The following is a 26,170-nucleotide window of genomic DNA, read 5'->3' on the forward strand; positions in this document are numbered from 1 at the left end:
CGCGGTCGGTGTGGCTTGGGGACGACCGTAGGGACGGACAGGGAAGCAACGGGGCGAATATTCTTCATTATTCTCACGCAGCCACTCTGAATGCGTGGACATTCACTCAGGGTCACCACCATGCTGGGTGCACAACATGGTCTAGACCCATGGGGGTTGGTGCGCATGGCGCGCAGGTTGCGGTTCAACGGGACGGGCGGCAACGGTGGCGAATGCCCGTCCGTACACGAGGACGTGGACAGTGGCGAGGTGATCGTGCACGGGCCTCCGCTCGGTCAGGAGGATGTCGCTCAGCTACAGCACTTCTCGGAAGGCGAGGTCGCCGTGGTCGTGCCGCGCGACCTGCTGGTGGACTGGGCCCCGAAGGATCGGACTCGGCAGGCAAAGACGATCGATCTCGCCGAGTTCAGCGGGCTGTTCGGCAAGTTCGAGCACACCGCGTGGCGCCTGGAGACGCGGCGGCGGTACGCGAGCGACGAGGAGGGCGATTCCTGGAAGCAGTTCATGGAGGCCGGACGAGTCGAGGAGGACTGGTCCAAAGGCGATTCGGTCAGTGCCTTCCGCAAGACGGTCCAGGCCCAGACGGCACTCGGAAAGCGCATCGAGCGGGTGCGGCTGGTGGATGCGCCGCCCACCCCTGGTCAGCGCTACCTGTTGGAGCACGCCCGGTGGAACATCGAGTCGGGCGAGGACATCCGCAATATGCGACGCGCCGACGCGGACCGGCTCCGACTCCCCGCCGAGGACTTCTGGCTCTTCGACAGCCGCCTCGTCGCGCTCCTGCGCTTCGATGACGACGACCAGCTCACACACGTGGACCTGATCACCGAGCCCGCAGAGGTCGTGCGCTGCTGCATGCTGCGGGACACTGCTTGGCACCACGCCGTACCGTGGAAGCGATTCATGGCGGAGATGCGCAGCGAGATGTAGGGGCAAGAGCGGACACCGGTGAGCACGGACTATCAGAGAGCGCGTGAGGAACTGGGCCGAAGGCTGCGGGAGCTGCGCGCAGAGGGCCCCGATGGCCGGCTCACCGGTACGGTGCTGGCCCGGCGCTTGGGGTGGCCCCAGTCGAAGGTCAGCAAACTGGAGAGCGGCAGACAGACCCCCACGAAGGACGACCTCAGGGCCTGGGCCGAGGCGGTGGGGCAGCCTGATGCTTTCGACGAACTACAGGCTCGTCTGCAAGGCTTCGAGAGCCACATTCGATCCTGGCGACGACTGCTTGCGGCAGGTCACGCTCCTGTGCAGGAGACATGGAGTGCCGTCGTCGGCGAGGCGCGAACACTGCATGTGTGGGACGGCGAATTCTACTGGACGCGTTCGGCGTCCGGGACACGGAAGTCCGCGCAAAACTGGAGTACTTGGCCAAGCACTCCAAGAATCGAGGTTGGTGGCTGGAGCATGCCGAGCATCTGCGGCCGGACTACGCGGACCACATCGCCCTGGAAGACGACGCGACCTATATCCGGGAGTGGCAGCCGGTCATGGTGCCCGGCCTACTCCAGACGCAGGCCTACGCGGAGGCCGTCGTCGCCGGTGGCCCCCACTACCTCGCGCCGGAGCGGATCGCCGAGTTGGTGAAGGTGAGGCTGGCCCGGCAAGCGAAGATCGAGGAAGGCGGTGCGTCGTACACCGTCATTCTCTGGGAGGCGGTCCTGGCGCACCCACTGGTGAGGCCCGAGGTTCACCAGGAGCAGTTGTTGGCCGTCCTTGAGGTGGCGCAGCGCAAGAACGTCACCGTGCAGGTGCTGCCGTTCAGTGCGGGCGTACTGGCCGGGTACTCCTCCGCCTTCTACTCCTTCAGCTTTGACGAAGAACCCACGGTCGAAGCCGTGGCCATGGACAACCTGCGAGGTACGTCGGTCCTGGAGGGCGCCGAGGACCTCGCCGCTTACGCCAACGCCTACGACGTACTACGATCGGCGGCGTTGGCACCGGACGCGAGTGCGCAGCTCATCCGGGGCATACTCCGGAGTTTGAAGGAAGACGCATCGTGACCGAGGTCGTAAGCCCCTTCTGGAAGTCGTCGTACTCGGGTCAGGAAAACGCCTGCGTCGAAGTGGCCGACACGGCCCCCGGCGGTCGCGCCGTCCGCGACAGCAAGCAGCAGGACGGCCCCCTGCTCACCGTCTCGCGCGACGGCTGGCAGGCCTTCCTGCGCCAGTTCGCGTAGGCATCGCACGCACGGAGGGCGCCCGGCGGATGATCCGCCGGGCGCCCTCCGTTGTCGTGCCGGTGGTGTCGGCTACAGCTTCTCGATCACGTGGTCCACGCACTTCGTCAGCGCCTCGACGTCCGACGGGTCGAACAGGCGGGTCGAGGAGTCCTTGGTGCGGGCCGTGGTGAAGTCCAGGCCGCCCTGGCCGTTCATCCAGTCGAGTTGCTCGCCCAGGAGGAAGAGCGTCGCCAGCGCAGGGGTGTTGTACGTCTGGTTCTTGCGGGAGTTGTCGATCGCCGTCGGCAGCGAGAAGAACTCCGGGACGTGCCGGCCGGACGCGTGCACGCGCTCGGCGCGCTCCAGCGCGGCCGGGGAGAAGACGCCGATCCACAGGCCGCCGTCGGAGGCGAAGGACTTCTGCGGGGCGAAGTAGTAGACGTCGGTCTCGGTGATGTCCACCGGGAGGCCGCCCGCGCCGGACGTCGCGTCGACCAGGACGAGGGCGCCCTCGTCGGCACCGGCCACCCGCTTGATGGGCATGGCGACGCCGGTCGACGTCTCGTTGTGCGTGAGGCCGTACACGTCCACGCCCGCCTCGGCGTGCGCCTCGGGGTGGGTGCCCGGGTCGGCGGAGACGACGGTCGGCTCGGCCAGCCAGGGGGCCAGCTTGGCGGCCTTGGCGAACTTGGAGGAGAACTCGCCGAAGCTCAGGTGCTGCGACTTGTTCTCGATCAGGCCGTGCGTCGCGACGTCCCAGAACGCGGTGGAGCCGCCGTTGCCCAGGATCACCTCGTAGCCGTCGGGGAGCCGGAACAGCTCGCGGATGCCCTCACGGACCTTGCCGACCAGGTTCTTGACGGGCGCCTGGCGGTGGGAGGTGCCGAGCAGGGACGTACCGGTGGCGGCCAGGGCGTCCAGCGCCTGAACCCGCACCTTGGAGGGACCCGCGCCGAATCGACCGTCCGCGGGCTTGATGTCAGCAGGAATCTGGATCTCAGCCACGAGCCGGAGGGTATCGCCTCGGCCAAACCGGACGAAGACATGTCCGTCCGATGAGACGAGATCTCCGCCCTGCGGACCTGTAGGGAGCTACGAGCGCCATCCTGGAGGGCATGACCGATCTGGAGGCAGCACTGCGCAGGGCCGTCCGCGGCGAGGTCGGGTTCGACGTCACGTCCCGGGCCCTGACCACCATGGACGCGTCGAACTACCGGAGGGTCCCCCTCGGTGTCGTGGCGCCGAAGGACGCCGACGACGTGGCGGCCGTGCTGGAGGTGTGCCGGGAGCGCGGGGTGCCGGTCGTGGCACGCGGCGGCGGCACCTCGATCGCCGGGCAGGCGACCGGCACGGGGGTGGTGCTGGACTTCACCCGGCACATGAACCGGCTGGTCGGGATCGATCCCGAGGCGCGTACGGCCGTCGTCCAGCCGGGGCTGGTCCTGGACCGGCTCCAGGACGCCGCCGCGCCGCACGGGCTGCGGTTCGGACCCGACCCCTCCACCCACAGCCGCTGCACGCTCGGCGGCATGATCGGCAACAACTCCTGCGGCTCCCACTCGGTGGCCTGGGGCACGACGGCGGACAGCGTGCGCGAGCTGTCCGTGCTCACCGCGCGGGGGCGGCGGCTGCGGCTGGGGCGGGAGTGGGCCGGGGCGCCCGAGGGGCTGCGGGCGATGGTGGACGGCGACCTGGCCCGCCTGCGCACCGGCTTCCCCGACCTCCCGCGCCGCATCTCCGGCTACGCGCTGGACGCCCTGCTGCCGGAGCGGGGCGCGGACGTCGCCCGCTCCTTCTGCGGCTCGGAGGGCACGCTCGGCGTGCTGACGGAGGCCGTCGTACGGCTGGTCGAGTCACCGCGCGCGCGTGCGCTGGCGGTGCTGGGCTACGCCGACGAGGCGGGCGCGGCGGAGGCGGCGGCCGGGCTGCTGCCGCTCGGGCCGCTCACGGTGGAGGGCATGGCGGTCGACCTGGTGCCGTCCACGCAGGGGCTGCCGAGGGGCGGGGCCTGGCTGTTCGTGGAGACCGGCGGCGCCACGGAGGCGGAGGCACGCGCGCGTGCGGAGGCGGTCGTGCGGGCGGCGGACGTCGTGGACGCGCTGGTGGTCACCGACCCCGCCGGGCAGCGGACGCTGTGGCGCATCCGGGAGGACGCGAGCGGTACGGCGACGCGGATGCCGGACGGCTCGGAGGCGTGGCCGGGGTGGGAGGACTGCGCGGTGCCCCCGGCCCGCCTGGGCGGCTACCTGCGCGACTTCCGGGCGCTGCTGACCGCCCACGGCCTGCGCGGCACGCCGTACGGGCACTTCGGCGACGGCTGCATCCACGTACGCATCGACTTCGACCTGCTCACCGAGGCCGGGGTCGCCCGCTTCCGCCGGTTCTCGCAGGAGCTGGCGGACGTGGTGGTGGCCCACGGCGGCTCGCTGTCCGGGGAGCACGGGGACGGGCAGGCGCGGGCGGAGCTGCTGCCGCGGATGTACGGCGCCGAGACGGTCGCCCTCTTCGAGCGCGCGAAGGCGGTGTGGGACCCGGACGACCTCCTCAACCCCGGCATGCTGGTCCGCCCGGCACCGCTCGACGCGAACCTGCGCTTCTCCGTCCTGCCCCGCGAACCGGTGGACGTCGCGTTCGGCTACCCGTCCGACGGCGGCGACTTCTCGGCGGCGGTGCGCCGCTGTGTCGGGGTCGCCAAGTGCCGTACGACGTCGGTGTCCGGGGCGGGCGTGATGTGCCCGTCCTTCCGGGCGACGGGCGAGGAGGAGCACTCCACGCGGGGCCGTGCACGGCTGCTGCACGAGATGCTGGCGGGCGAACTGGTGACGGACGGCTGGCGGTCGGCCGAGGTCCGGGACGCCCTGGACCTGTGCCTGTCCTGCAAGGGCTGCCGTTCCGACTGCCCGGTCGGGGTCGACATGGCCACCTACAAGGCGGAGTTCCTGCACCACCACTACGAGGGGCGCCGCCGTCCCGCCGCCCACTACGCGATGGGGTGGCTGCCGGTGTGGCTGCGCTGGGCGGCGCGCACGCGGACGGCGCCGGTCGTCAACGCGCTCGCGTCGGTACGGCCGTTGGCCGCGGCGGCGAAGAAGCTGGGCGGCATCGCGCGGGAGCGGGAGGTGCCGGCGCTCGCGGGGGAGACGTTCAGCCGGTGGTGGCGGGGGCGGCGCCGGGGGCCGGTCGGCGGGGGCGACCTCGTGGTCCTGTGGCCGGACACGTTCACCGAGCACCTCTCGCCCTCCGTGGGCCGGGCGGCCGTACGGGTGCTGGAGGCGGCGGGGCTGCGGGTGGTGCTGCCGCCCACGCTGCGGGGCCGTGCCGTGATCGGCGACGGCAGGGCGACGTCGGCTCTCGCGCTGCTGACGGCCCGCCGGGGACGGGTCTGCTGCGGACTGACGTACGTCTCGACCGGCCAACTGGACCGTGCCCGCGCGGTGATGCGCCGCACGCTGGACCTGATGGCCCCGGTGCTGGAGACGTCCGCGCCGGTCGTCGTCCTGGAGCCGAGCTGTGCGGCCGCCCTGCGCACGGACCTGCCCGAGCTGCTGCACGACGACCCGCGCGCGGCCCGGCTCGCCGCGCGCGTCCTGACCTTCGCGGAGACCCTGGAGCGCCACGCCCCCGACTGGACCCCACCGGCCGTGAACCTTCCGGCGGTCGGCCAGACCCACTGCCACCAGCACGCCGTACTGGGCGACGCGGCCGACCGCAGGCTGCGCGGGGCGGCGGGCCTGACCGGCGAGTTGAGCGGCGGCTGCTGCGGACTCGCGGGCAACTTCGGTTTCGAGGACGGCCACTACGAGGTGTCGGCCGCCTGCGCGGAGGACCAGCTCCTGCCCGCGGTGCGCGAGGCGCCGGCCGGCGCGGTGGTCCTCGCGGACGGCTTCTCCTGCCGGACCCAGTTGGAGCACCTGGCGGGGGTGCGGGGGCGGCATCTGGCGGAGGTGCTGGCGGAGGGGCTGGGGTGAGGGCGGGCGCGGGTGCCGTCTTCCACGCGCCCGCTACGGCCGGTGGAACGCCACCTCGGGGTGGGCGGCCGTGGGGCCCTGGAGGAGTGGCTGGGGGATGCCCCGCAGGTGGAGGTCGAAGAAGGCCCGGACGTAGTCACGGGTGATGTACCACCCCCGTTCGCCCGAGAGCGGAACCTCCGGATCGGCCAGCCCCAGCCGGTCGGCCAGCCAGGGGATGTCGGTGAAGGAGAAGTGCCCGGCCCCCGCCACGGTCAGCCAGCGTTTCCAGCCGCGCAGGCGGCCCCAGGTGGCGGCCCAGTCGCTGCCGGTGTTGGCGGGACCGTGGATGTCCTCGGCGCCGGCCATCATGAACGGACGCCGGCCGATCCCGGACCCCGCGCCGGGCACGAAGAACCCCCCGTCGAGGTTGACCCCCGCCCGTACGCGACGGTCGGCGGCCATCGTCGCCAGGGCGGCCGCCCCGCCGATCGAATGCCCGGCGACGCCGATGCGCCGCACGTCGATCAGGCGCGCGAGCGCCCCCGCTCCCCGGTGGCCCGTCAACTCGTCGATCACGAAGGACAGGTCCGCGGCCCGGCCCTCCACGACCGCCGCCTCCTCGACGCCGGCGCCGACCCGGTCGCAGGCCACGCAGGGCGGGACCCGCCCGCCGGGGAACTCCGTGCCGACGGACTCGTAGGCGTGGTCCACGGCGGCGACGACGTAGCCGCCCGCGGCCAGTTCCCCGGCGAGCGCGGTGAGCGTGGTGCGCGGCATGGAGAAGCCGGGGGACAGGAGGACCAGGGGGAAGCGGCCCGGCGCGGGGGGTACGTCGGCCCGCGCGTGCGTACGCGTTCCCGCGACCGTCGTGGCCGGCACGACCCCGGCGAGCCCCTTGGCCTCCAGGAGCCGTCGCGCCTCGCTCTCGGTCATGTACGCCGCCGGGGACCCGCCCGACGGGCGTGCCGGGTACGACACGGACACCATCAGCTCCCTGCCGCGCGCCGCCGGCACCCAGGGATCGGCGCGGCGCCGGTCGACGAGGTGCAGGGTGCGGCGGCCCACGGGGCGGTGGCCGGAGGGGGAGGGCAACGCCAGTACGGCGGCGGGGGCCGACGACGCGGGGGCCGCTCCCAGGAGGGGGACGGACAGACCGCCCGCGAGCAGTGCGGTGAGGACGGTTCTGCGTGAGGTGTTCGATCTGCTGGGCATGCAGTCGACGTTAGGTGCCCGCCACCACCCAACGCGTCGGCTTCGGGCGGTACTTGGGCGTACGACCGACGACTGACGCCCGGCGTCCGGATGGCACCGTGGTATCAGTCCGTGCCTCGGAGCCCGCGCCCCCGGCTCCCGGCCGGCGCTCGTCCGGCGGGCGGCGGACCGGTCCCGTGCGCGGGCAGGGGCGCCTCGGGGAGTCCGGCCGGGCGGACTCGCCGGACTGGCTGAGAGCACGGAACCGGGGGGCGGTGTCCTCGCGTGATCGTTCGTATGGGTGGTTCGGGTGATCGGGCGGTGGCGCCGCGGCGGTGGTTCGGTGGGCGGGCCCGGCTGGTCGGGGGCGGGGCGGCCGCTGTCGCGCTGGTGGTCGTCGCGGTGCTGGTGGCCGCCGGTGGCGGGGCGGACGGCATCGCCTCGCCGTACGAGTGCGGGGCCGGCGGAGCCCGGGGCGCCGGGGCCGGTGCGCGCGCCCCGGAGGGTGCCGCCGACTTCGACGGGGACGGGCATCCCGACCTGGCCCTCGGGTCGATGGGGAGCGTGGAGGGCGGGTCCGGCGGCGGGAGCATCGAGGTCCTGTACGGGGCGGGGGAGGGGACGTCGATCGCCCGGTGCCAGTACCTGACGCAGGACGACCCCGGGATACCGGGGAAGAACCGCGACGAGGCGTTCTTCGGGACGGACGTCGTGGCGCGGGACTTCGACGGGGACGGGTACACCGACCTCGCCGCCTCCGTCTTCGACTGGAAGCCCAGCGTGATCATCATGTGGGGGTCGCGGGACGGGCTCTCCCGTGCCGCCCGGGTGCCGGGGACGGACGTCAGCCACGTCGCGTGGGACAACGACCCGATCCTGGACGAACAGCTCGTCGCCGGGGACTTCGACGGGGACGGCCACCCCGACCTGGTCTTCGGGCTCGGCTCCGGCAAGGGGCTGCTCAAGGGGCCCTTCGACCGCGACGGCACCCCCGCCGCGACCGGCAGCGTCCCCGCCCCGCGCCGGCCCTCCCCCGACGTCGGCAACGCGCTCTACGGCGACCTCCTCGCCGGGGACCTCGACGGCGACGGCGTCGACGACCTGGTGAGCTTCCACGCCGCCGACCCGGAACCGGAGACGGCCTGGGCCGGGTTGAACCGGCCGGTGAGCTATCTGCGCGGCGGCCGGGACGGGTTCACGCAGCCCGCGGGCGTCCGCCTGCCCGGCGCGGGGACCGGCGCGGTCGGCGACGTGGACGGCGACGGCATCGACGACCTGGTCCTCAGCCCCCGCGGCGGCGACGCGAGCCGCAGCTCGGTGACGGTGGTGTACGGGACGCCGGACGGTCCGGGGCGGCGCAGGACGACCGTCGACCGGGACACCCCCGGCGTGCCCGGCGCGGAACCCCAGGACGAGGACGCCGTCTTCACCAGCCTGGACACCGGGGACGTCAACGGCGACGGGTACGCGGACGTGGTCGCCGGGGCCCCTCGGTGGGACGTCTACGGCGAGCCGGGGCCGGAGCAGGTGCTGTTCCTGCCGGGCGGGCCGGACGGGCTCGTCGGTACGGGCGCCCGGCTGTTCGACGGCGCCGACCTCGGCGCCGCCCCGGACGGGGCCGCCGACTTCGGCACCGCGGTGGGCCTCACCGACCTGGACGGCGACGGCCACGCCGATCTCCTGGTGACCGCGCCGGGCAGCGACACGGTCGACGGCGTCGCGTACGTACTGCGGGGCACCGCCGACGGACCCTCCGCCTCGGGCGTCACACGGCTGTCCGGGGACGCCTTCGACGACACCGAGGGGCTGGGGCTGCTGTTGGGCGGGGGACAGATCGCGCGCTAGGACGCGGAGCAGGCGGACGCGGAGCAGGCGGACGCGAAGCAAGACGGCGCGAAGCAGGACCGCGCGAAGTAGGACGGGATCCGGCCTAGAGGGCTCCTAACGTGGTTCTCGATCGACGGAGCAGGAACACCGGAAGCCGGAACCCGGAAGGCGGAGACCAGACATGACCTTCGACGCGTCGCGCACCAGCGAGCCGACCACCACCCCCGACCAGACCACCCCCGACCAGACCGTCCCCGAGGGGACCGGCTCCGACCCGGCGCAGGCCCCGGCCGTCATCGGTGAACGGGCCGACCTGCTGGCGATGCTGGCCAAGCACCGGCACTTCCTGCGCTTCACCACCCGTGACCTCACCGACGAGCAGGCCGGGCTCCGGACCACCGCCAGCGAGCTGTGTCTGGGCGGCCTGATCAAGCACGTGGCCGCGGTCGAGCGGAACTGGGCCGAGTTCATCGTGAAGGGTCCGTCGGTGATGGGGGACTTCACCGCCATGACCGAGGCCGACTGGGCCCGGCGGGCCGACGAGTTCCGGATGCTGCCCGGCGAGACGCTGGCCGGCGTGCTGTCCGACTACGCCGAGGTGGCCCGCCGTACCGACGAACTGATCGCCACCCTGCCGGACCTGGACGCCACGCAGCCGTTGCCGAAGGCCCCGTGGTTCGAGGCCGACAGCGAGTGGTCGGCCCGCCGGGTGCTGATGCACGTCATGGCCGAGACTGCCCAGCACGCCGGTCACGCCGACATCATCCGCGAGTCCCTGGACGGCGCCAAGAGCATGGGCTGACCGGCACGGTCCGCCGGGGCCGTGCGAGGACCGGCTCGCCGCCCTCGCCGCCCTCGCCGCCCTCGCCGTCCTCGCCGCCCGGGGTGCCGAGGGTGACGTTCGGGCACCGCCGTCCTCGACGATCCCGGGCCCCGGGCCGCGGCCTCAGGGAGCCGTCTCGCCCCGCACCAGCGGGCCGCACACCGGCTGGGCGTCCTCGGGGAGGTCGTCCGGGCGGCACCAGCGGGCGTCCAGGATCTCGGCGGGGTCGAGGCACAGCTCGCCGCCGAGCAGGCGGGCCTCGAAGGCGACCTCCAGTCGGGTGCGCAGGCCGCTGTTCAGCATGACCAGCCGGCCCACCTCCACGTCGAGGCCGGTCTCCTCCTTGACCTCGCGGACCACGGTCTGCCGGAAGTCCTCGCCCCTGTGCGCGAAACCGCTCGGCAGGCCCCACTGGCGGCCCGGCGCCCACATCCGGTGCTTCAGCATCAGGACCCTGCCCTCGTCGTCCCGCACGACGCCGGTCACGCCGACCACGAACTTGGCGTTCACCAGCCACATCACGCGGCTCTGCACGGGGCGCAGCAGGCGCCAGAGGCGGGTCAGGAGTCGTCTCACAGGCCGGACGGTACCCGGTCGCTCCGCCGGCGGATCCGGGCGGTCCCGCCCGCACCGCGGACGCGCTTTGACAGGCGGGCACCCCGGACCGGACAGTTGCGTAAAAGCACTACGCGCCTGACAGAGACCGTGGTCGGACTTCTGGGCGGCCAGGACATTCCGGTTCGGGAACTCCCGGTCGGGAGCTCATGGTCCGCAGCTCCCGGGCGAAACTCCGGCCGGGAATCCGGGGGAGTCCATTACTCTGTACTGAGCAGTGCAGCCTGATGAACGACGAACGTCCCCGTACACCGTCCCGGAGCTCTCGTGACCACCCCCAGCGCCACCCCCAGCGCCACACCCGGCACAGCGGCCCCCGCCGCCGCGGCCGGGGCCGCCCCCGACGTCGCGTCCGCCGCGGGCCGCGCGCCGGTGCCGGACGGGGCGCCGGGCGGTCGCTTCGGTTCCCTCGGGCCGGTCGGCCTGGTCCTCGCCGGGGGCCTCTCCGTGCAGTTCGGTGCCGCCCTGGCGGTGAGCCTGATGCCGCGGGCCGGGGCGCTCGGCGTGGTGACCCTGCGGCTGGCCGTGGCCGCCGTCGTCATGCTGCTGGTGTGCCGGCCCCGGCTGCGCGGCCACTCCCGGGCCGACTGGGGCACGGTCGTCGTCTTCGGCATCGCCATGGCCGGTATGAACGGCCTCTTCTACCAGGCCGTCGACCGCATCCCGCTCGGTCCCGCCGTCACCCTGGAGGTGCTCGGCCCGCTCGCCCTGTCCGTCTTCGCCTCCCGTCGCGCGGTCAACCTGGTCTGGGCCGGGCTCGCCCTGGCCGGCGTCTTCCTGCTGAGCGGCGGCGGCTTCAACGGCCTGGACCCGGCCGGCGCCGCCTTCGCCCTGGCGGCGGGCGCGATGTGGGCGGCGTACATCGTCTTCAGCGCGCGCACCGGGCGCCGTTTCCCGCAGGCCGACGGACTGGCCCTGGCGATGGCGGTCGGCGCGCTGCTGTTCCTGCCGCTGGGCATCGCCGAGTCCGGGCCGAAACTCGTCGACCCGGTGACGCTCGGACTGGGTGCCGGTGTCGCCCTGCTCTCCTCCGTGCTGCCCTACACCCTCGAACTCCTCGCCCTGCGCCGCCTGCCCGCGCCGACCTTCGCCATCCTCATGAGCCTGGAGCCCGCCATCGCCGCCGCGGCCGGTTTCCTCGTCCTCGACCAGGCCCTGTCCGCCACCCAGTCCGCCGCCATCGCCCTGGTCATCGCCGCCAGCATGGGCGCGGTACGGACCCAGGTGGGACGCCGGAGGCCGAAGACGCTCCCCGAGGTGCCCTAGGACGGCCCGCTCGGCAGTGGTGCGGCTGACACCGCGCCGACGCGGCCAGGTGCGGACCGCTGTGGAGCCGCAGCCGTTGTCGCCCGGACGCGCGAGGGCCGCACCGACGACTCGGGCGGCAACGGCCGGACGAACTCCCACTCGCCATCGCGTGGAGACACTGCCTGGCTACGTGAAGAAACTGCCTGGCTAGTGGTGCCAGGCCCGGCCGCCCGTGTTGTGGATGAAGCGCTGGAGCACCCGCATCGTGGTCAGGTACTCCTCGTCGGAGATCCCGGCGTGGCGTTCCTTCCACAGGTCGTCCTGGACGGCGGCGGCCCTTTCGAAGAACGTTCTGCCCTCCGGGGTCAGGGAGAGCCGGTCGTCGGGGCCGGTCTGCACGATCCAGCCCGCCGCGATCGTCGCGTCGATCTCCGACTCCATCCCCTCCGGTCCGGTGTCGAGGTAGCCCCGCAGGAGGCCCGAGACCTCGGCGCGGGTCCTCGGGGCGTCGGCACGGGCTACCTGGGCGAGTACCCACCACTGGGGCTGGGTGGTGCCGATCTCGGCGAGGGCCGCCCGGGTGCGCGCGACGACGGCCTTGTACGCCGCCCAGCTCCAGTAGCCGATGGGCTGGCGGATCAGCTCGGCGTCGGTGTGTGAGTAGTCCATGGCGGCGACCGTAGAAGCTGAAGTCCGGTTGAGGTCAAGCGTCGCCCGGGCCGGTGCGGGGCGGCGCGGGCCGACTTGCCGTCGGCAAAGGCACGGGCGGGGCGGGCGTAGCGTAGGTGGTATGACGACGTACGGATCCTTCCCCGGTACCCGGCCCCGGCGGCTGCGGACCACCCCCGTGATGCGTCGGATGGTCGCCGAGACCCGGCTGCACCCCGCCGACTTCATCCTCCCCGCCTTCGTCCGGGAGGGCGTGAGCGAGCCGGTGCCGATCGCGGCCATGCCCGGGGTCGTCCAGCACACCCGGGACACGCTGAAGAAGGCCGCCGCGGAGGCCGTGGACGCCGGGATCTCCGGGATCATGCTCTTCGGGGTGCCGGAGGAGGGGAACAAGGACGCCGTCGGAACGGCTGGTACCGACCCCGAGGGGATTCTCCAGGTCGCGCTGCGTGACGTGCGCGCCGAGGTCGGGGACGAACTGCTCGTCATGTCCGACCTCTGCCTCGACGAGTTCACCGACCACGGGCACTGCGGAGTCCTCGACGACCAGGGGCGGGTCGACAACGACGCGACTCTTGAGCGGTACGCCGAGATGGCGCAGGTCCAGGCCGACGCCGGGGCCCATGTCGTGGGGCCCAGCGGGATGATGGACGGGCAGATCGGCGTCATCCGTGATGCCCTGGACCAGATCGGGCGGGAGGACGTCGCGATCCTCGCGTACACCGCCAAGTACGCCTCCGCCTTCTACGGGCCCTTCCGCGAGGCCGTCGGCTCGTCGCTCAAGGGCGACCGGCAGACCTACCAGCAGGACGCGGCCAACGTGCGCGACGCGATGCGGGAGCTGGCGCTGGACCTGGAGGAAGGCGCCGACATGGTGATGGTCAAGCCGGCCGGGCCCTACCTCGACATCCTCGCCAAGGTCGCCGAGGCCAGCGACGTGCCCGTCGCCGCCTACCAGATCTCCGGCGAGTACTCGATGATCGAGGCCGCCGCCGAGAAGGGCTGGATCGACCGCGACCGGGCCATCCTGGAGAGCCTCACCGGGATCAAGCGGGCGGGCGCGCGCAACATCCTGACGTACTGGGCGACCGAGGTCGCCCGCACGCTGCGCTGAGCGACCTGTGCCGGCCCTTCGTGCAGGGGGTCCGGGTGCGCGGACCCCTTCAGTACTCGAGGGCGTTGGAGGCGTCGGTCTGCCAGTAGGTGACCATCAGCGCGGTGTCGACGTACACGCCGCCGGCGGGCAGCGTGACCCGGGCGATGGAGCCGTCCTCGAAGGGGACGGTGAGGGCGGTCGTCTTGTAGCCGTTCTCGCCGCTGCCGTCGCCGGACGACAGCCGCACGCCCGCGTACCCCGACTCGCCGGGCGCCAGCGTCGTCAGCGACTGCGGCTTGCTGGACTCCGCGACCGGCGGCACCGACTGGGCCTCGCCGAAGCGTGCCGCCGGGTACTGCGGCAGCGCGCACGTCTTCGAGCCGGTGTTCGTGGCGGTCAGCAGCAGGTGGTTGATCGGGCGGGGGGCGTTGGCCGCGGTGATGCGGACGTCGCTCGCGGAGCACTTGCCGGGGAGGGACGAGTCGGAGCCGCCGGAACCCTTGGAGCCCTTGCCGGCCTCGGTGCCGGAGTTCGAGCTGGAGCCCGACGCCTCGTCCTGCTTTCCGGCGGAGGCGTTCGAGCCGGAGCCCGTGGAGCCGGTCTTCCCCGTGTCGCCCGAGACACCGGCCTGCTGCGCCTCGCCCGCCGGCCGGCTGCTGTTCGCGTCCGCCGACGCGGAGGAGGAGGACTCGGGGGACGGGCTGCCCGTGAGTTCGTCGCCCTCGCAGGCCGTCAGGGAGAGCGCGGCCAGCGCGACCGTGGTGGCGGCGAACAGGCGGGTACGGGTGATGCGGCGTGCGGACATGGAAGTTCTCCTTCGGAGAGGGGAGTCGGGGCGAGCCGCTCGACCGTTCACCGGGAGCGGCTGCTTTGATGACCACAGCTTGCGGTCGTGCTCGTCCCGGCCGCCAGTGACGGGGGAACATGCGGGACGATGGGACGCCGGGAACGCCCTGACCTGCGGGAACGGTGTTCTTCTGGGATGCGGTACGGGGATGCGAGAAGAGGGAGGAACAGTGGCGGGGGACGACTTCGCGGGACTGCTTCGGGAGCTGAAGGAGCGGTCCGGGCTCAGTTACGGGGCACTCGGCAAGCGGCTGCACATGAGCGGCTCGACCCTGCACCGCTACGTCAGCGGGGAGGTGGTCCCGGTCGAGTTCGCCCCCGTGGAACGCCTCGCCCGCGTGTGCCGGGCGACGCCCGAGGAACTGCTCGAACTCCACCGCCGCTGGATCCGCGCGGACGCGCTGCGGGGTGTGAAGAAGGGGGAGGCGGAGGGCGGCGGCGCCGGGGCCGGGAGCGCCCAGGGCGCCGAGGACGCCGGGGAGCCCGAGGCCGCGGACGGTCCCGGCGATGCGGACGGTCCCGGCGGTGCGCACGGTCCCGGCGGTGCGCACGGTCCCGGCGGTGCGCACGCTCCTGACGGTGCGGTCGCGGACGGTGTCCCAGCGGTCGCGTCGGCGTCTCCGGCCCCACCCGCATCCCCCGCACCGCAGCCCCCGCCGGCACCGGCCGACCCCCTGTCGGCACCGGACGACGCCCCGTCGGCCCAGGGCGCCCCGCCCGTCCTCGACGCCCCCGCACCGTCCCGCCGCCGGATCCCGCGCGCCGCGCTCTGGGCCGCGACCGGCGTCGTCGCCGTCAGTGCCGCCGTGGCGCTCGTGGCGAACCTCGTGTCGTCCCCCGACGACACCGGGGCGCGCCGCGGTCCCGCCGGGGCCGTCGCGGGGTCCTCCGCGTCGGCGTCCGTCACCGGCACGGCGTCCCCGAGTCCGAGTACGAGCGCCTCCGAGTCGTCCTCCCCGTCCGCCTCCCTCTCCCCGTCCGGCTCCTCCTCCGCCTCGTCGAAGCCGACGGGCGCCGCCCCCACGCCGACCCGGCGGGCACCGTCCACCGGAACCCCGTTCACCGTGTCGACCAACCCCTACTACTGGTACCTGCCCTGCGACCACGCCTTCCTGGTCGACCGCAGCCCGGAGAACGTGCCGAAGCCGCCGCCGCAGCAGGGTGCCGTCGGCTGGGCGGCTCCCCTCAAGGCGGTCTCCGCGAACCGGCAGGAGGTGGTCCTCACCGTGCAGGGCACCGGCGAGGAGACGGTGATCCTGCAGGACCTGCACGTCAAGGTGGTGAACAGCGGGCCGGCGCTGAACTGGAACCAGTACGTGATGGGCAACGGCTGCGGCGGCGAGGTGGACACCAAGTCCTTCGACGTCTCGCTCGACCTGGGCACCCCGACGGCGACCCCCATCGGGGGCCAGCGGGACTTCCCGTACAGCGTCAGCGAGTCCGACGCGGAGGTCTTCCACGTCACCGCGCACACCAGCGGGCACGACGTCATCTGGTACCTGGAGCTGGAGTGGTCCAGCGGCGGCCGGCACGGGGTCACGCGCGTCGACGACCACGGCCGGCCCTTCCGCACCAGCGCCTCCAAGGACGCCTCCTACTACGCGTATCCGCTGGGCGGCAGTGGCGGCTGGGAGCTGGTCGAGGGCGGCTGAGGCGACTGAGGGCGAGCCGCGGGCCGACGGCCGCCGGGCGGCTCCCTTCCGCCGACGGGAGTCGCACGGGTGTCCGGATCGCGGAAAGCCGTGTGTAGGCGGCACGTACTTCTCTACGCTGCGCCCATGACCGTGACTGAGACCGCGACCGCCGCGACCGCCGCGACCGCCGCGACCGCCGCCGCGACCGCCGCCGTGACCGCTCCGCTGCCGCCCCTCGCCGCGCGGGTCCGCTCGGTCGGCGGTTCGCCCGTGCGGGACATCCTCGCCGTCACCGCCCGCCCCGAGGTGATCAACTTCGCGGGCGGGCTGCCGGCCCCCGAGCTGTTCGACGCCGAGGGCATCGCCGCCGCGTACCGGGACGTGCTCGCGGCGGAGCCCGCGCGAGCCCTCCAGTACTCCACCACCGAGGGCGAGCCCACCCTGCGGGCCGCGCTGGCCGCCCGGACCTCGGCGCGCGGGCTGCCCACCGACGCCGACGACGTCCTCGTCACCACCGGCTCGCAGCAGGCCCTGTCGCTGCTGGCCACGGCCCTGCTCGAACCCGGCGACACGGTCCTCGTCGAACGCCCCTGCTACCTGGCCGCGCTCCAGGCCTTCGGCTTCGCGGGCGCGCGCGTGGTGGCCGTGCCCGGGGACGAGGACGGGATCGACCCGCGGGCGCTGGAGGAGCTGGTGGCGCGCGAACGCCCCAAGCTGCTCTACACGGTCCCCACCTTCTCCAACCCCACCGGCCGCACCATGTCCGCCGACCGCCGCGCCGCCGTCGCCGAGGTCGCCGGGCGGAGCGGGCTGTGGATCGTCGAGGACGACCCGTACGGCGAACTGCGCTTCGAGGGCGAACGGGTGCCGTGGATCGCCTCCTACGAGGGCGCCCGCGACCGGACCGTGCTCCTCGGCTCCTTCTCCAAGGTCATGGCACCCGGCCTGCGCCTGGGCTGGCTGCGGGCACCCGCAGCGCTGCTCCGGGCCTGCGCGGTCGCCAAGCAGGCCGCCGACCTGCACACCCCGACCGTCAACCAGCTCGCCGCCGCCCGCTACCTCGCCGACCGGGACCTCGACGCCCACGTCGCCCGCGTCGCCGCCGCCTACGGCACCCGCCGGGACGCCATGCTCGCGGGCCTCGCGGACGCGCTGCCGGAGGGGTCGCGGTGGACCCGGCCCGAGGGCGGCATGTTCCTGTGGGCCCGGCTGCCGGACGGGTACGACACCACCGCCCTGCTCCCCGACGTCGTCCGGCACGACGTGGCCTACGTCCCCGGCGCGCCCTTCCACGCCGGCGAGCCCGACCGCGCCACGCTGCGGCTCTGCTACGTCACGCAGACCCCGGACGAGATCACGGAGGGGCTGCGGAGGCTCGCGGAGGGACTGGGAGGGGCGGTGCGCCGGAGGGCCTAGGACCGGCGTCGGCCCGCCGTGGGCCCAACGGACGAGGGCGGGGGCGTCCCCGCCGCACGTACGGTGAGGTCATGGCTGACAGCACACGGACGACGACACCCTTCTCCCTGGACGCCTACCTGGAGCGCATCGGCTGGGAGGGCGACCGCCGGCCCGACGCGGCCACGCTGGGCGGCGTGCAGCTCGCCCACATGAGGGCCATCCCGTTCGAGAACCTCGACGCCCTGGGCGGCCGCGCCCCCTCCCTCGACCTCGCCGACCTGACGGCGAAACTGATCGACGGCCGACGGCGCGGCGGGTACTGCTACGAGCACAACACGCTGTTCGCGGCGGCCCTCGAGGCGCTCGGCGTCCGCGTGACCCTGCTGACCGCCCGGGTCGTCCTGGGCGCCGACCGCATGGAGGACCGGCCGCGCACCCACATGGCGCTGCTCGCCGAACTGCCCGGCGACCCGCGGCCGTACCTGGCCGACGTCGGCTTCGGCGCCCTCGGCTCGCTGCTGGCACCGGTGCCGCTGGTCGCGGACACCGAGTTCCACGACGCCGGACGACGGCACCGGCTGGTGCACGCGCCGCAGCGGGGCCCCTTGGAGACATGGGTGCTGCAGGCGTACGCCGCGGACGGCTGGCAGGCGCAGTACGCGTTCACCGTGGAGCCGTTCGAGCCGGCCGACTACGGGGTGATCAACTGGCACGTGGCCACGAACCCGCGCTCCCCGTTCTCCCGCCGCCCCTACGTCCAGCGCCTCACCCCGGACGCCCACCTGCTCCTCGACGGCGACCGCGTCACCGTGACCCGTACCGCCGACGGCACGGTCGGCGAGCGGAAGCTGGCCGACGAGGCGGAGGCCCGCCGCGTGCTGGCGGAGGAGTTCGGCATCGACGCGCCCGCAGGGCTCACGCTGCTCGGGGACTGACGACGCCGGGGGTCCGCCGCTGCTCGGCCTCGGTCTCCGCCCGCCGGGCGGCCACCCTCCGCACCGCGGTCGTCCCGCCGTGCCGCCTCCGCGCGTGGCGTCTCCGCAGGTCGGAGGGCGGGACGTCCCGCGTGCACGTCAGTCGGGCGGCAGCCGTCGCCCGGTGCGCCGCCGTGGCCGCAGGATCGTCCTCGACAGCACCGCGAACGCATCGGAGGGAAACCATGCGCGCTTCGACCAGGGCACTCGTGAGTGTGGGCACCGCGGCCGGGATCGCCGTCGGCTCACTGGCGGTGGCGGGCACCGCGACGGCCGCACCCGCGCCGGCCCGGCAGCAGACGGTGAGCGCCGGGGCGGTCTCCGTCCTCGCCGTGAACAACCTGGGGCTGGACACCAGGCACGCCAAGAACTGGCAGTGCTGGCTGAAGTACAAGGGGTACAACCCGGGCTCGATCGACGGGCAACTGGGCACCACCAGTTGGAAGGCCGCCCAGCGCATGTTCGCGACGCACTGGGGCTATCCCAAGAACCAGATCGACGGAGCCGTCGGCCCCAACACGATCCGGGCGCTCCAGCGCTACCTGAACGACTACACGGACGAGAACCTCGCCGTCGACGGGGTCGCCGGACCGGACACCAGGGCCGCCTTCTGGAACTACACCTCCGTCTGCTGAACCGGTCCCACCGGCCGGCCGCACACGTGCCGCGGCCCGTCCTCCCACGGGGGAGAGGACGGGCCGCGTGCCGTGCGCGGCGGCGCTCAGAGCCGCTCGGGCGTCCGGATGCCCAGCAGCGCCATGCCCCGGTGCAGGGTGCGGGCCGTGAGGTCGCACAGGAACAGGCGGTTCTCCACCTGCGCCGGCGTCTCGGCCTTCAGGACCGGGCACTTGTCGTAGAACGCCGTGTACAGCGAGGCCAGTTGGTACAGGTACGCGGCCAGCTTGTGCGGGGCGTACTCGGCGGCCGCCTCGAAGACCGTGTCCCCGAACGCGTCCAGGTGCAGGCCCAGCGCGCGCTCCGCCTCGTGCAGCGCCAGCTCCGGGTGGGCGGCGGGGCGGACCTCGCCGGCCTTGCGGAGGATGGACTGGATCCGGGCGTAGGCGTACTGCAGGTACACGCTGGTGTCGCCGTTGAGCGAGACCATCTGGTCCAGGTCGAACTTGTAGTCGCGGTTCGGCGACGTCGACAGGTCCGCGTACTTCACGGCCCCGATGCCGACCTGCGCGGCCCGCTCCTGGATCTCGTCCTCGGTGAGGTCCCGCGCCTTCTCCCGCACGACCTCGGCGGCCCGCTGCACGGCCTCGTCCAGCAGGTCCTCCAGGCGTACGGATTCCCCCGCGCGCGTCTTGAAGGGCTTGCCGTCGGCGCCGAGCACCGTGCCGTAGGCCATGTTGTGCGCGGTGACCTCGTCACCGAGCCAGCCGGCCCGGCGGGCGGTCTCGAAGACCATCTTGAAGTGCAGGGACTGGCGCACGTCGACGACGTACAACAGCGTGGTGGCGTGCAGGTCCTGGACGCGGTTGCGGATCGCGGTCAGGTCGGAGGCCGCGTAGCCGAAGCCGCCGTCGGCCTTCTGCACGATCAGCGGCACCGGCTGGTCGTCCTTGCCGCGGATCTCGTCGAAGAACACCACGAGCGCGCCCTCGGAGCGCACCGCGACGCCCATCTCCTCCAGGAGGCGGGCGGTCTCCGGCATGCCGTCGTTGTACGCGGACTCGCCGACGATCTCCTCGTCGCGGATCTCCATGTCCAGCTTCTCGAAGACCGAGTAGAAGTAGACCTTCGACTCGTCCACGAACTGCTGCCACAGCTCCAGCGTCTCCTTGTCGCCGGACTGCAGGGCGACGACCCGCTTGCGGGCCCGCTCCTTGAACTCCTCGTCCGAGTCGAAGAGCGCGCGGGAGGCCTTGTACACCCGGTTCAGGTTCGACATGGCCTGCTCGCCGTCGACGTCCTCGGCCGGGGCCAGCTCGCCGGGGTGCTCGAAGAGGTACTGGATGAGCATGCCGAACTGGGTGCCCCAGTCGCCGATGTGGTGCCGGCCGATGGTCTTCTCGCCGGTGAAGTCGAGCATGGCGCGCAGGGCGTCGCCGATCACCGCCGAGCGCAGGTGGCCGACGTGCATCTCCTTCGCCACGTTCGGCTGGGCGTAGTCGACGACCGTGGTGCCCGCGTCCGTCTTCGGCGGCACGCCGAGGCGCTCGCCGTCCGCGAGGCGCGCGGCGAGGTTCGCGGTGATCGCGCGGTCGGCGACGGTGATGTTGAGGAAGCCCGGCCCGGAGACCTCGACGTCCTTGATCAGCTCGTCGCCGGTGGTGAGGCGGGCCACGACCTCGGCCGCCAGCTCCCGCGGATTGGCCTTCGCCCTCTTGGCCAGCGCGAGGATGCCGTTGGCCTGGTAGTCCGCCCGGTCGCTGCGTCGCAGCAGCGGGTCGGCGCCGGCGGCCTCCGGCCGGGTGGCCGTGAGGGCGGACGCGAGCTGCTGCTGGACGGAGTCGGTGAGGGACGTGACCGAGGCCATGGAGTGGCTGCCGTTCTGCTCGGGTTCGTGGAAGGAGTACAGAAACCGAGTATCCCACGCGGTGAAAAGCGGTTTTCGCGGATGCGGGCCGGGCTGGGAGAATGGAGCGGACAGCCGTGCGACCGCCCGGCTGTCTCCGGAGAAGTTCCAGAGAAGTTTCAGGGAAGAGGACGTGCCGATCGTGGCTCAGAGCACAGAGACCACCGACTGGGTCTCCCGTTTCGCGGACGAGGTCATCGCCGAGTCGGAGCGTCGTGCCCCGGGCAAACCAGCGGTCGTCGTCGCGTCCGGACTCTCCCCCTCCGGCCCCATCCACCTGGGCAACCTGCGCGAGGTCATGACCCCGCACCTGGTCGCCGACGAGATCCGCCGCCGCGGGTACCAGGTGCGGCACCTGATCTCCTGGGACGACTACGACCGCTACCGCAAGGTCCCGGCCGGTGTCCCCGGGGTGGACGAGAGCTGGGCCGAGCACATCGGCAAGCCCCTGACCTCCGTCCCGGCCCCCGAGGGCTCCCCGCACCCGAACTGGGCGGAGCACTTCAAGGCCGCGATGACCGCCTCCCTCGCCGAGCTGGGCGTGGAGTTCGACGGGATCAGCCAGACCGCGCAGTACACCTCCGGCGTCTACCGCGAGCAGATCCTGCACGCCATGAAGCACCGGCGGGACATCGACGCGATCCTCGCCCAGTACCGGACCAGGCCGAAGACCGCCGGCAAGAAGTCGCAGAAGCCCGTCGACGAGGCCGAGCTGGAGGCCGCCGAGGGCTCCGGCGCCGCCGCCGAGGACGACGGCAGCTCCGGCTCCGCCGGGTACTTCCCGTACAAGCCGTACTGCGGCAACTGCGAGAAGGACCTGACCACGGTCACCGCGTACGACGACGACTCCACCGAGCTGACGTACGCCTGCACCGCCTGCGGCTTCTCCGAGACCGTGCGGCTGAGCGAGTTCAACCGCGGCAAGCTGGTCTGGAAGGTCGACTGGCCCATGCGCTGGGCCTACGAGGGCGTCGTCTTCGAGCCCAGCGGCGTGGACCACTCCTCGCCCGGTTCCTCGTTCCAGGTCGGCGGGCAGATCGTCGGCATCTTCGGCGGCGAGCAGCCCATCGGGCCGATGTACGCCTTCGTCGGCATCAGCGGCATGGCCAAGATGTCCTCGTCCAAGGGCGGCGTGCCCACCCCGGCCGACGCGCTGCGGATCATGGAGCCTCAGCTCCTGCGCTGGCTGTACGCCCGCCGCCGCCCCAACCAGTCCTTCAAGATCGCCTTCGACCAGGAGATCCAGCGGCTGTACGACGAGTGGGACCGCCTCGACGCCAAGGTCGCCGACGGCAGCGCCCTGCCCGCCGACGCCGCCGCCCACTCGCGCGCCGTCCGCACCGCCGCCGGTGAGCTGCCGAAGACGCCCAGGCCGCTGCCGTACCGCACGCTGGCCTCCGTCGCCGACATCACCGCCGGCCACGAGGACCAGGCGCTGCGCATCCTCGGCGAGCTGGACCCGGCGAACCCGATCGCCTCGCTGGACCAGGCCCGGCCGCGCTACGACAAGGCCGAGGCGTGGATCAACACCCACGTCCCCGCCGACCAGCGCACCATCGTGCGCCAGGAGCCCGACGCCGAGCTGCTGAAGTCCCTCGACGAGCCGAGCCGGCAGTCGCTGCGGCTGCTGCTCGACGGGCTGGCCGACCACTGGTCCCTGGACGGCCTCACCCACCACGTCTACGGAGTCCCCAAGGTCCAGGCGGGCTTCCCCGCCGACGCCACGCCCAAGGAGCTGCCGCCGGAGATCAAGACCGCCCAGCGGACGTTCTTCGCCCTCCTCTACCACCTGCTCGTCGGCCGCGACACCGGCCCGCGCCTGCCCACGCTGCTCCTCGCGGTGGGACAGGACCGGGTGCGGACCCTGCTCGGGGAGTAGTACGGCGGCACGAGGCACGCGCGAGGGGGCGCCCGGTGTCCGCCGGGCGCCCCCTTCGCCGTACGCGCGCGCGTCAGGCGATGTGGTCCTCCTCCAGCTCCGCGCTGTGGCGGTTGGTGAACTGGGTCACCAGACGCTTGGCCTCGTGGTCGGCCAGCGGCGTGCCGTAGGTCGCCTCCACGTTGTCGCCGAACTCGCGCGGCGTGGGGTAGCTGCCGTTGATCGACTGCTTGAAGACCTGGTAGTACGCGTCCTCGTCCGGGCCCTGCGGCTGCTGCGGCTGCTGCGGCGCGGGACCGCCGCCCTCGCCCAGCTCACGGGTGCGGCCCGGCACGACGGGTATGGGGAAGCTGCCCGTCTCCTCCGGCGAGGGCTCCTGGAGCGGCGGCTCCTCCTCGTACTGGTCCCGGTACTGGTCGGCCCGCTGCTGCTCCTCGTACCACTGGGCGTACTGCTCGGCCGGGTCGTAGGTGGGGTCGTAACCGCCCTGGTAGGCGACCTGACGGGTGTTGAACCAGGGGCTCTGCTCGGGCTCGGGCTCCTCCTCGGGGACCTGCCGCTGCTCGGCACGCCGCCGGGCCTCCAGCTCCAGGGGCTGCTCCCCGGCCGGCGCCTCCTTCCGCGGGGCGGGAGCCGTACCGGCGTCGGCTCGGTCCACCGCGGCCGTCTCGGGCTCGGGCGCCGGCGGGAGCAGGGCCGGTTCGATGCCCGCCGCGGCCAGGCCGGAGGGGGCGGTCTCGGCCAGCGGGACGCCGTAGCGGGCCAGCCGCAGCGGCATCAGGGACTCCACGGGCGCCTTGCGCCGCCAGGAGCGGCCGAAACGGGACCGCAGCCGGGCCTGGTAGACGAGCCGCTCCTGCTCCAGCTTGATCACCTGCTCGTAGGAGCGCAGCTCCCACAGCTTCATGCGCCGCCACAGCAGGAACGTCGGCACCGGCGACAGCAGCCAGCGGGTGAGGCGGACGCCCTCCATGTGCTTGTCGGCGGTGATGTCGGCGATCCGGCCGATGGCGTGCCGGGCGGCCTCCACCGACACCACGAACAGGATCGGGATCACGCCGTGCATGCCCACGCCCAGCGGGTCGGGCCAGGCGGCGGCGCCGTTGAACGCGATCGTCGCCGCCGTCAGCAGCCACGCCGTCTGCCGCAGCAACGGGAACGGGATGCGGATCCAGGTCAGCAGCAGGTCCAGCGCCAGCAGCACGCAGATGCCCGCGTCGATGCCGATCGGGAAGACGTAACTGAAGTTGCCGAAGCCCTTCTGCAGGGCCAGTTCCCGCACCGCCGCGTAAGACCCCGCGAAGCCGATCCCGGCGATGACGACGGCACCGAAGACGACCATGCCGATGAGAACGCGATGCGCCCGTGTCAGCGGAAGTGGCGCGGCCACCCGTACTCCCCTCCCAGTGCGTGTTGTTGCGCGCAACAGAGTGGCACATGTGTACGGGGAACGGGTGGCCGGAGGGGTCGAACAGACCGTCAGCCCGACTGCGCGGGGGACGCCGTGGCCGACTGGGAGGCCGCGTCGGAGGGGGACTTGGAGGCCGACGGACCGCTGCTCGACGTGCCGCCCGACGCCTTGGCGTTGGCCTTCCTCACCGCGGCCACCACCTCCTTGGCCGCCTTCTGCGCGTCCTTCGTCAGGTCGTCCGCGTCCGGGGTCTTGTCGCCGGCCAGGCCCGCGCCGTTGTAGTCGAGGGCGACGACGACGTTCTCGACGCGCGCAACGACCGTCTGCTGCTTGTAGGTGCCTTCCTTCTTCTTCAGGTCGTAGCGCACCACCGACGCCTCGTCGCCCGTGCCGCTCACCGGCGTCGTCCTGACGCCCTTCGCGCCCTCGGCGGTCTGCGCGTCCTTGAGCTGCTTCTGGTAGTGGTCACGCGCCAGCTTGTCGCCCTCGCCGCGCCTCACGTCCGACTCGAAGCGCAGCATCGACACGCTCAGCCAGCGGAACTGAGAGCCCTTCACCCCGTTGTCTTCGAGGCTGTCCCAGGAGCAACTGACCCGCACCGCCGTGTCGTTGGACGGGCCCTCCTTGCCGGAACCGGCCTTCGGCACCAGGTCGTCCAGCGTCTTCTTCGGCACCGCCGAGCACGGCTCGGGAAGCTTGCCGAACGCCGCCTCGCGCACCGTCGGGGACGGACTCGCGGACGCGGACGCGGTGGACTCCTGCGCGGCCTTGTCCTTGCCGTCGCCCGAGCCGGAGTCCGAGGAGCAGCCGGCTGCCACCAGCATCACGGGTACGGCGGCCGCGCCGACAAGAACGCGGGTGAGTCGCTCCCGCTTCGCTCGCTGGTCTCGCTGGTCACGCTGGGCTCGTAGCTGCATGGTTCCTTCACTCATGGCACTCGTGGTTCCTGCGTTCGGAACGGGTCCGAGGGGCCACGGTACGCGGTGGGCAAAACACGCGGCCCCGCTCCGGGCGCGCCGCGCGCGGGCGGGCGGGGGTACCGGCGGCACTCAGCCGCTGAGGGAATCCGCCAGCCGGGACGCCAGTTTCCGCGCCATGTCCTGCATTTCCTCACTGTCCGGCACCACGCCGAGCGTCGCCGACTGCTCCGCGTACTCGACGGTCACCATGACGTTCGACGTGCGGAACGCCACAGTCACGGTGCGCCGCTTCGCCGTCGAACCGGAGCTGCTGAGCGCGTCGTCGACGAACGCCTCGTCGCCCAGGTCGTCCAGGAGCCGGGGCCGGACCTCCGCGGTCGAGGAGGCGGAGGGGGAGGGGGAAGAGGACGAGGAGGACGAGGGGGTGCCGCCCGCGCCGGCGGCGGGGGTGCCCGAGGACGGGGTGGCCGACGGGGAGTCGTCGGCGGAACCCGACTCCGAGACGACCGGTTCGGGCAGGTCGGCCGCCTCCACCTGCTTCGCGAAGAGCTGCTCGGCCTCGCTGTCGTCGCTCACGGCACCGTCGTACGACACCACCCGCTCGAAGTCGACGAAGAGGTGGTCGGTGGCCTCGGCCGACTCCACCTTCCAGCGGCAGCCCACCTTGCGGTCGGTGTCGTACGCGAGCGTCGGCTCACCCGCGTACGCCTTCTCGCGCTGCTCCTCGTCGGCGATCTCCTCGATGCCGGGCAGGAGGGAGTCGAGCATCTTGTGGCCGACCGCGTCGCACGGCTCGGGCAGGGTGCGGTACTTGCCGGGCTCGGCCGCCTCGGTCGCGACGCCGGGCTGCCCCGGGTTCGAGTCGTCCGCCGTGGCACCGCCCCCCGAGCCGCCGGTGCAGCCGGCCAGCAACGCCGCGAGGACGGCGGCGACGCCGGGTACGTAGGCCTTCCGCTGCACGGTGCGGCTCCTCTCGCCGGGGTGGCTGTGATGTCGGGACTCCAGTGTCC

22 protein-coding genes and 1 pseudogene are annotated in these 26,170 nt (G+C 72.9%); 14 read left to right on the forward strand and 9 right to left on the reverse strand.

The genetic code is table 11. The annotated features are described in order from the left end of the window. Positions 1-165: 165 nt before the first annotated feature. The 4 genes and pseudogenes from IG88_RS0124670 to IG88_RS0124680 all read left to right on the forward strand — a co-directional run bounded on the left by IG88_RS0124670 (position 166) and on the right by IG88_RS0124680 (position 2,176). Positions 166-930, forward strand: a complete 765-nt coding sequence (locus tag IG88_RS0124670; protein ID WP_031045221.1) for a DUF6879 family protein — start codon at positions 166-168, stop codon at positions 928-930. An 18-nt stretch (positions 931-948) separates the two neighbouring features. Next, positions 949-1,302: pseudogene (locus IG88_RS45320) on the forward strand (helix-turn-helix domain-containing protein); the annotation flags it as partial. 62 nt (positions 1,303-1,364) lie between these two features. Beyond that, a complete protein-coding gene (locus IG88_RS0124675; protein ID WP_324609010.1) occupies positions 1,365-2,000 on the forward strand; it encodes a DUF5753 domain-containing protein in 636 nt (211 codons plus the stop codon). Beyond that, on the forward strand, positions 1,997-2,176 hold the full coding sequence (locus IG88_RS0124680) for a DUF397 domain-containing protein (RefSeq protein ID WP_031045225.1): 180 nt from the start codon (positions 1,997-1,999) through the stop codon (positions 2,174-2,176). Before IG88_RS0124675 ends, IG88_RS0124680 begins: the two co-directional genes overlap by 4 nt. A 72-nt stretch (positions 2,177-2,248) precedes the next feature. Here IG88_RS0124680 and serC read toward each other — a convergent pair whose 3' ends face one another. Next, positions 2,249-3,163 (reverse strand): phosphoserine transaminase, encoded by a 915-nt coding sequence (serC, locus tag IG88_RS0124685; protein WP_078861592.1) that lies wholly within the window; start codon positions 3,161-3,163, stop codon positions 2,249-2,251. Positions 3,164-3,273: 110 nt separating this feature from the next. Here serC and IG88_RS0124690 point away from each other — a divergent pair, with 110 nt between their 5' ends. Further along, on the forward strand, positions 3,274-6,126 hold the full coding sequence (locus IG88_RS0124690) for an FAD-binding and (Fe-S)-binding domain-containing protein (RefSeq protein WP_031045228.1): 2,853 nt from the start codon (positions 3,274-3,276) through the stop codon (positions 6,124-6,126). Positions 6,127-6,159: 33 nt separating this feature from the next. Here the strand turns inward: IG88_RS0124690 and IG88_RS0124695 are convergent, their stop codons facing one another. Further along, positions 6,160-7,320, reverse strand: a complete 1,161-nt coding sequence (locus IG88_RS0124695) for an alpha/beta hydrolase family protein (RefSeq protein ID WP_031045230.1) — start codon at positions 7,318-7,320, stop codon at positions 6,160-6,162. A gap of 264 nt (positions 7,321-7,584) precedes the next feature. On the opposite strand from IG88_RS0124695, the gene IG88_RS0124700 reads away from it, so the two are divergent. Beyond that, entirely contained in the window at positions 7,585-9,144 is a 1,560-nt protein-coding gene (locus IG88_RS0124700) for an FG-GAP-like repeat-containing protein (RefSeq protein WP_234332263.1), read from the forward strand. A gap of 163 nt (positions 9,145-9,307) precedes the next feature. Next, entirely contained in the window at positions 9,308-9,928 is a 621-nt protein-coding gene (locus tag IG88_RS0124705) for a DinB family protein (protein ID WP_078861593.1), read from the forward strand. Positions 9,929-10,072: 144 nt separating this feature from the next. Here IG88_RS0124705 and IG88_RS0124710 read toward each other — a convergent pair whose 3' ends face one another. Further along, complete coding sequence (locus tag IG88_RS0124710; protein ID WP_031045239.1) at positions 10,073-10,525, reverse strand: NUDIX hydrolase; 453 nt, start codon at positions 10,523-10,525, stop codon at positions 10,073-10,075. 306 nt (positions 10,526-10,831) lie between these two features. On the opposite strand from IG88_RS0124710, the gene IG88_RS0124715 reads away from it, so the two are divergent. Next, positions 10,832-11,830 (forward strand): EamA family transporter, encoded by a 999-nt coding sequence (locus tag IG88_RS0124715; RefSeq protein ID WP_031045242.1) that lies wholly within the window; start codon positions 10,832-10,834, stop codon positions 11,828-11,830. Between the two features lie 189 nt (positions 11,831-12,019). Here IG88_RS0124715 and IG88_RS0124720 read toward each other — a convergent pair whose 3' ends face one another. Beyond that, complete coding sequence (locus IG88_RS0124720) at positions 12,020-12,481, reverse strand: MarR family winged helix-turn-helix transcriptional regulator (RefSeq protein WP_031045244.1); 462 nt, start codon at positions 12,479-12,481, stop codon at positions 12,020-12,022. A gap of 121 nt (positions 12,482-12,602) precedes the next feature. Here IG88_RS0124720 and hemB point away from each other — a divergent pair, with 121 nt between their 5' ends. Continuing rightward, complete coding sequence (gene hemB, locus IG88_RS0124725; RefSeq protein WP_031045247.1) at positions 12,603-13,595, forward strand: porphobilinogen synthase; 993 nt, start codon at positions 12,603-12,605, stop codon at positions 13,593-13,595. A gap of 49 nt (positions 13,596-13,644) precedes the next feature. Here the strand turns inward: hemB and IG88_RS0124730 are convergent, their stop codons facing one another. After that, positions 13,645-14,382, reverse strand: coding sequence for a DUF4232 domain-containing protein (locus tag IG88_RS0124730; RefSeq protein ID WP_031045251.1), 738 nt, complete (start codon positions 14,380-14,382; stop codon positions 13,645-13,647). A gap of 211 nt (positions 14,383-14,593) precedes the next feature. On the opposite strand from IG88_RS0124730, the gene IG88_RS0124735 reads away from it, so the two are divergent. The 4 genes from IG88_RS0124735 to IG88_RS0124750 all read left to right on the forward strand — a co-directional run bounded on the left by IG88_RS0124735 (position 14,594) and on the right by IG88_RS0124750 (position 19,064). After that, positions 14,594-16,075 carry a helix-turn-helix domain-containing protein gene (locus tag IG88_RS0124735; RefSeq protein WP_037836575.1) on the forward strand — a complete coding sequence of 494 codons (1,482 nt, stop codon included), beginning with the start codon at positions 14,594-14,596 and terminating at the stop codon, positions 16,073-16,075. Between the two features lie 126 nt (positions 16,076-16,201). Further along, the gene (locus IG88_RS0124740; protein ID WP_031045257.1) at positions 16,202-17,473 is read left to right on the forward strand and encodes a PLP-dependent aminotransferase family protein; all 1,272 of its coding nucleotides are present in this window, start codon (positions 16,202-16,204) and stop codon (positions 17,471-17,473) included. 71 nt (positions 17,474-17,544) lie between these two features. Continuing rightward, entirely contained in the window at positions 17,545-18,390 is an 846-nt protein-coding gene (locus tag IG88_RS0124745; protein WP_031045262.1) for an arylamine N-acetyltransferase family protein, read from the forward strand. A 224-nt stretch (positions 18,391-18,614) separates the two neighbouring features. After that, entirely contained in the window at positions 18,615-19,064 is a 450-nt protein-coding gene (locus IG88_RS0124750; protein ID WP_031045264.1) for a peptidoglycan-binding domain-containing protein, read from the forward strand. An 86-nt stretch (positions 19,065-19,150) separates the two neighbouring features. Here IG88_RS0124750 and argS read toward each other — a convergent pair whose 3' ends face one another. Beyond that, positions 19,151-20,911, reverse strand: a complete 1,761-nt coding sequence (gene argS, locus IG88_RS0124755) for an arginine--tRNA ligase (protein WP_031045268.1) — start codon at positions 20,909-20,911, stop codon at positions 19,151-19,153. A gap of 172 nt (positions 20,912-21,083) precedes the next feature. Between argS and lysS the strand changes: the two genes are divergently transcribed. Beyond that, on the forward strand, positions 21,084-22,829 hold the full coding sequence (lysS, locus tag IG88_RS0124760) for a lysine--tRNA ligase (protein WP_031045270.1): 1,746 nt from the start codon (positions 21,084-21,086) through the stop codon (positions 22,827-22,829). A gap of 73 nt (positions 22,830-22,902) precedes the next feature. On the opposite strand, the gene IG88_RS0124765 is transcribed toward lysS, so the two are convergent. The 3 genes from IG88_RS0124765 to IG88_RS0124775 form a co-directional block, all read right to left on the reverse strand. Continuing rightward, positions 22,903-24,219, reverse strand: a complete 1,317-nt coding sequence (locus tag IG88_RS0124765) for a DUF2637 domain-containing protein (protein ID WP_031045273.1) — start codon at positions 24,217-24,219, stop codon at positions 22,903-22,905. Positions 24,220-24,308: 89 nt separating this feature from the next. Next, positions 24,309-25,172: a DUF3558 family protein gene (locus IG88_RS0124770; protein ID WP_031045276.1), complete on the reverse strand. Its 864-nt coding sequence runs from the start codon at positions 25,170-25,172 to the stop codon at positions 24,309-24,311. A 117-nt stretch (positions 25,173-25,289) separates the two neighbouring features. Beyond that, entirely contained in the window at positions 25,290-26,120 is an 831-nt protein-coding gene (locus IG88_RS0124775; protein WP_031045279.1) for a hypothetical protein, read from the reverse strand. Between the last annotated feature and the right edge of the window lie 50 nt (positions 26,121-26,170).

Origin of the sequence: Streptomyces sp. NRRL F-5650, from assembly GCF_000721365.1 — a bacterium.
In the GTDB taxonomy this organism is placed as follows: domain Bacteria; phylum Actinomycetota; class Actinomycetes; order Streptomycetales; family Streptomycetaceae; genus Streptomyces; species Streptomyces ardesiacus.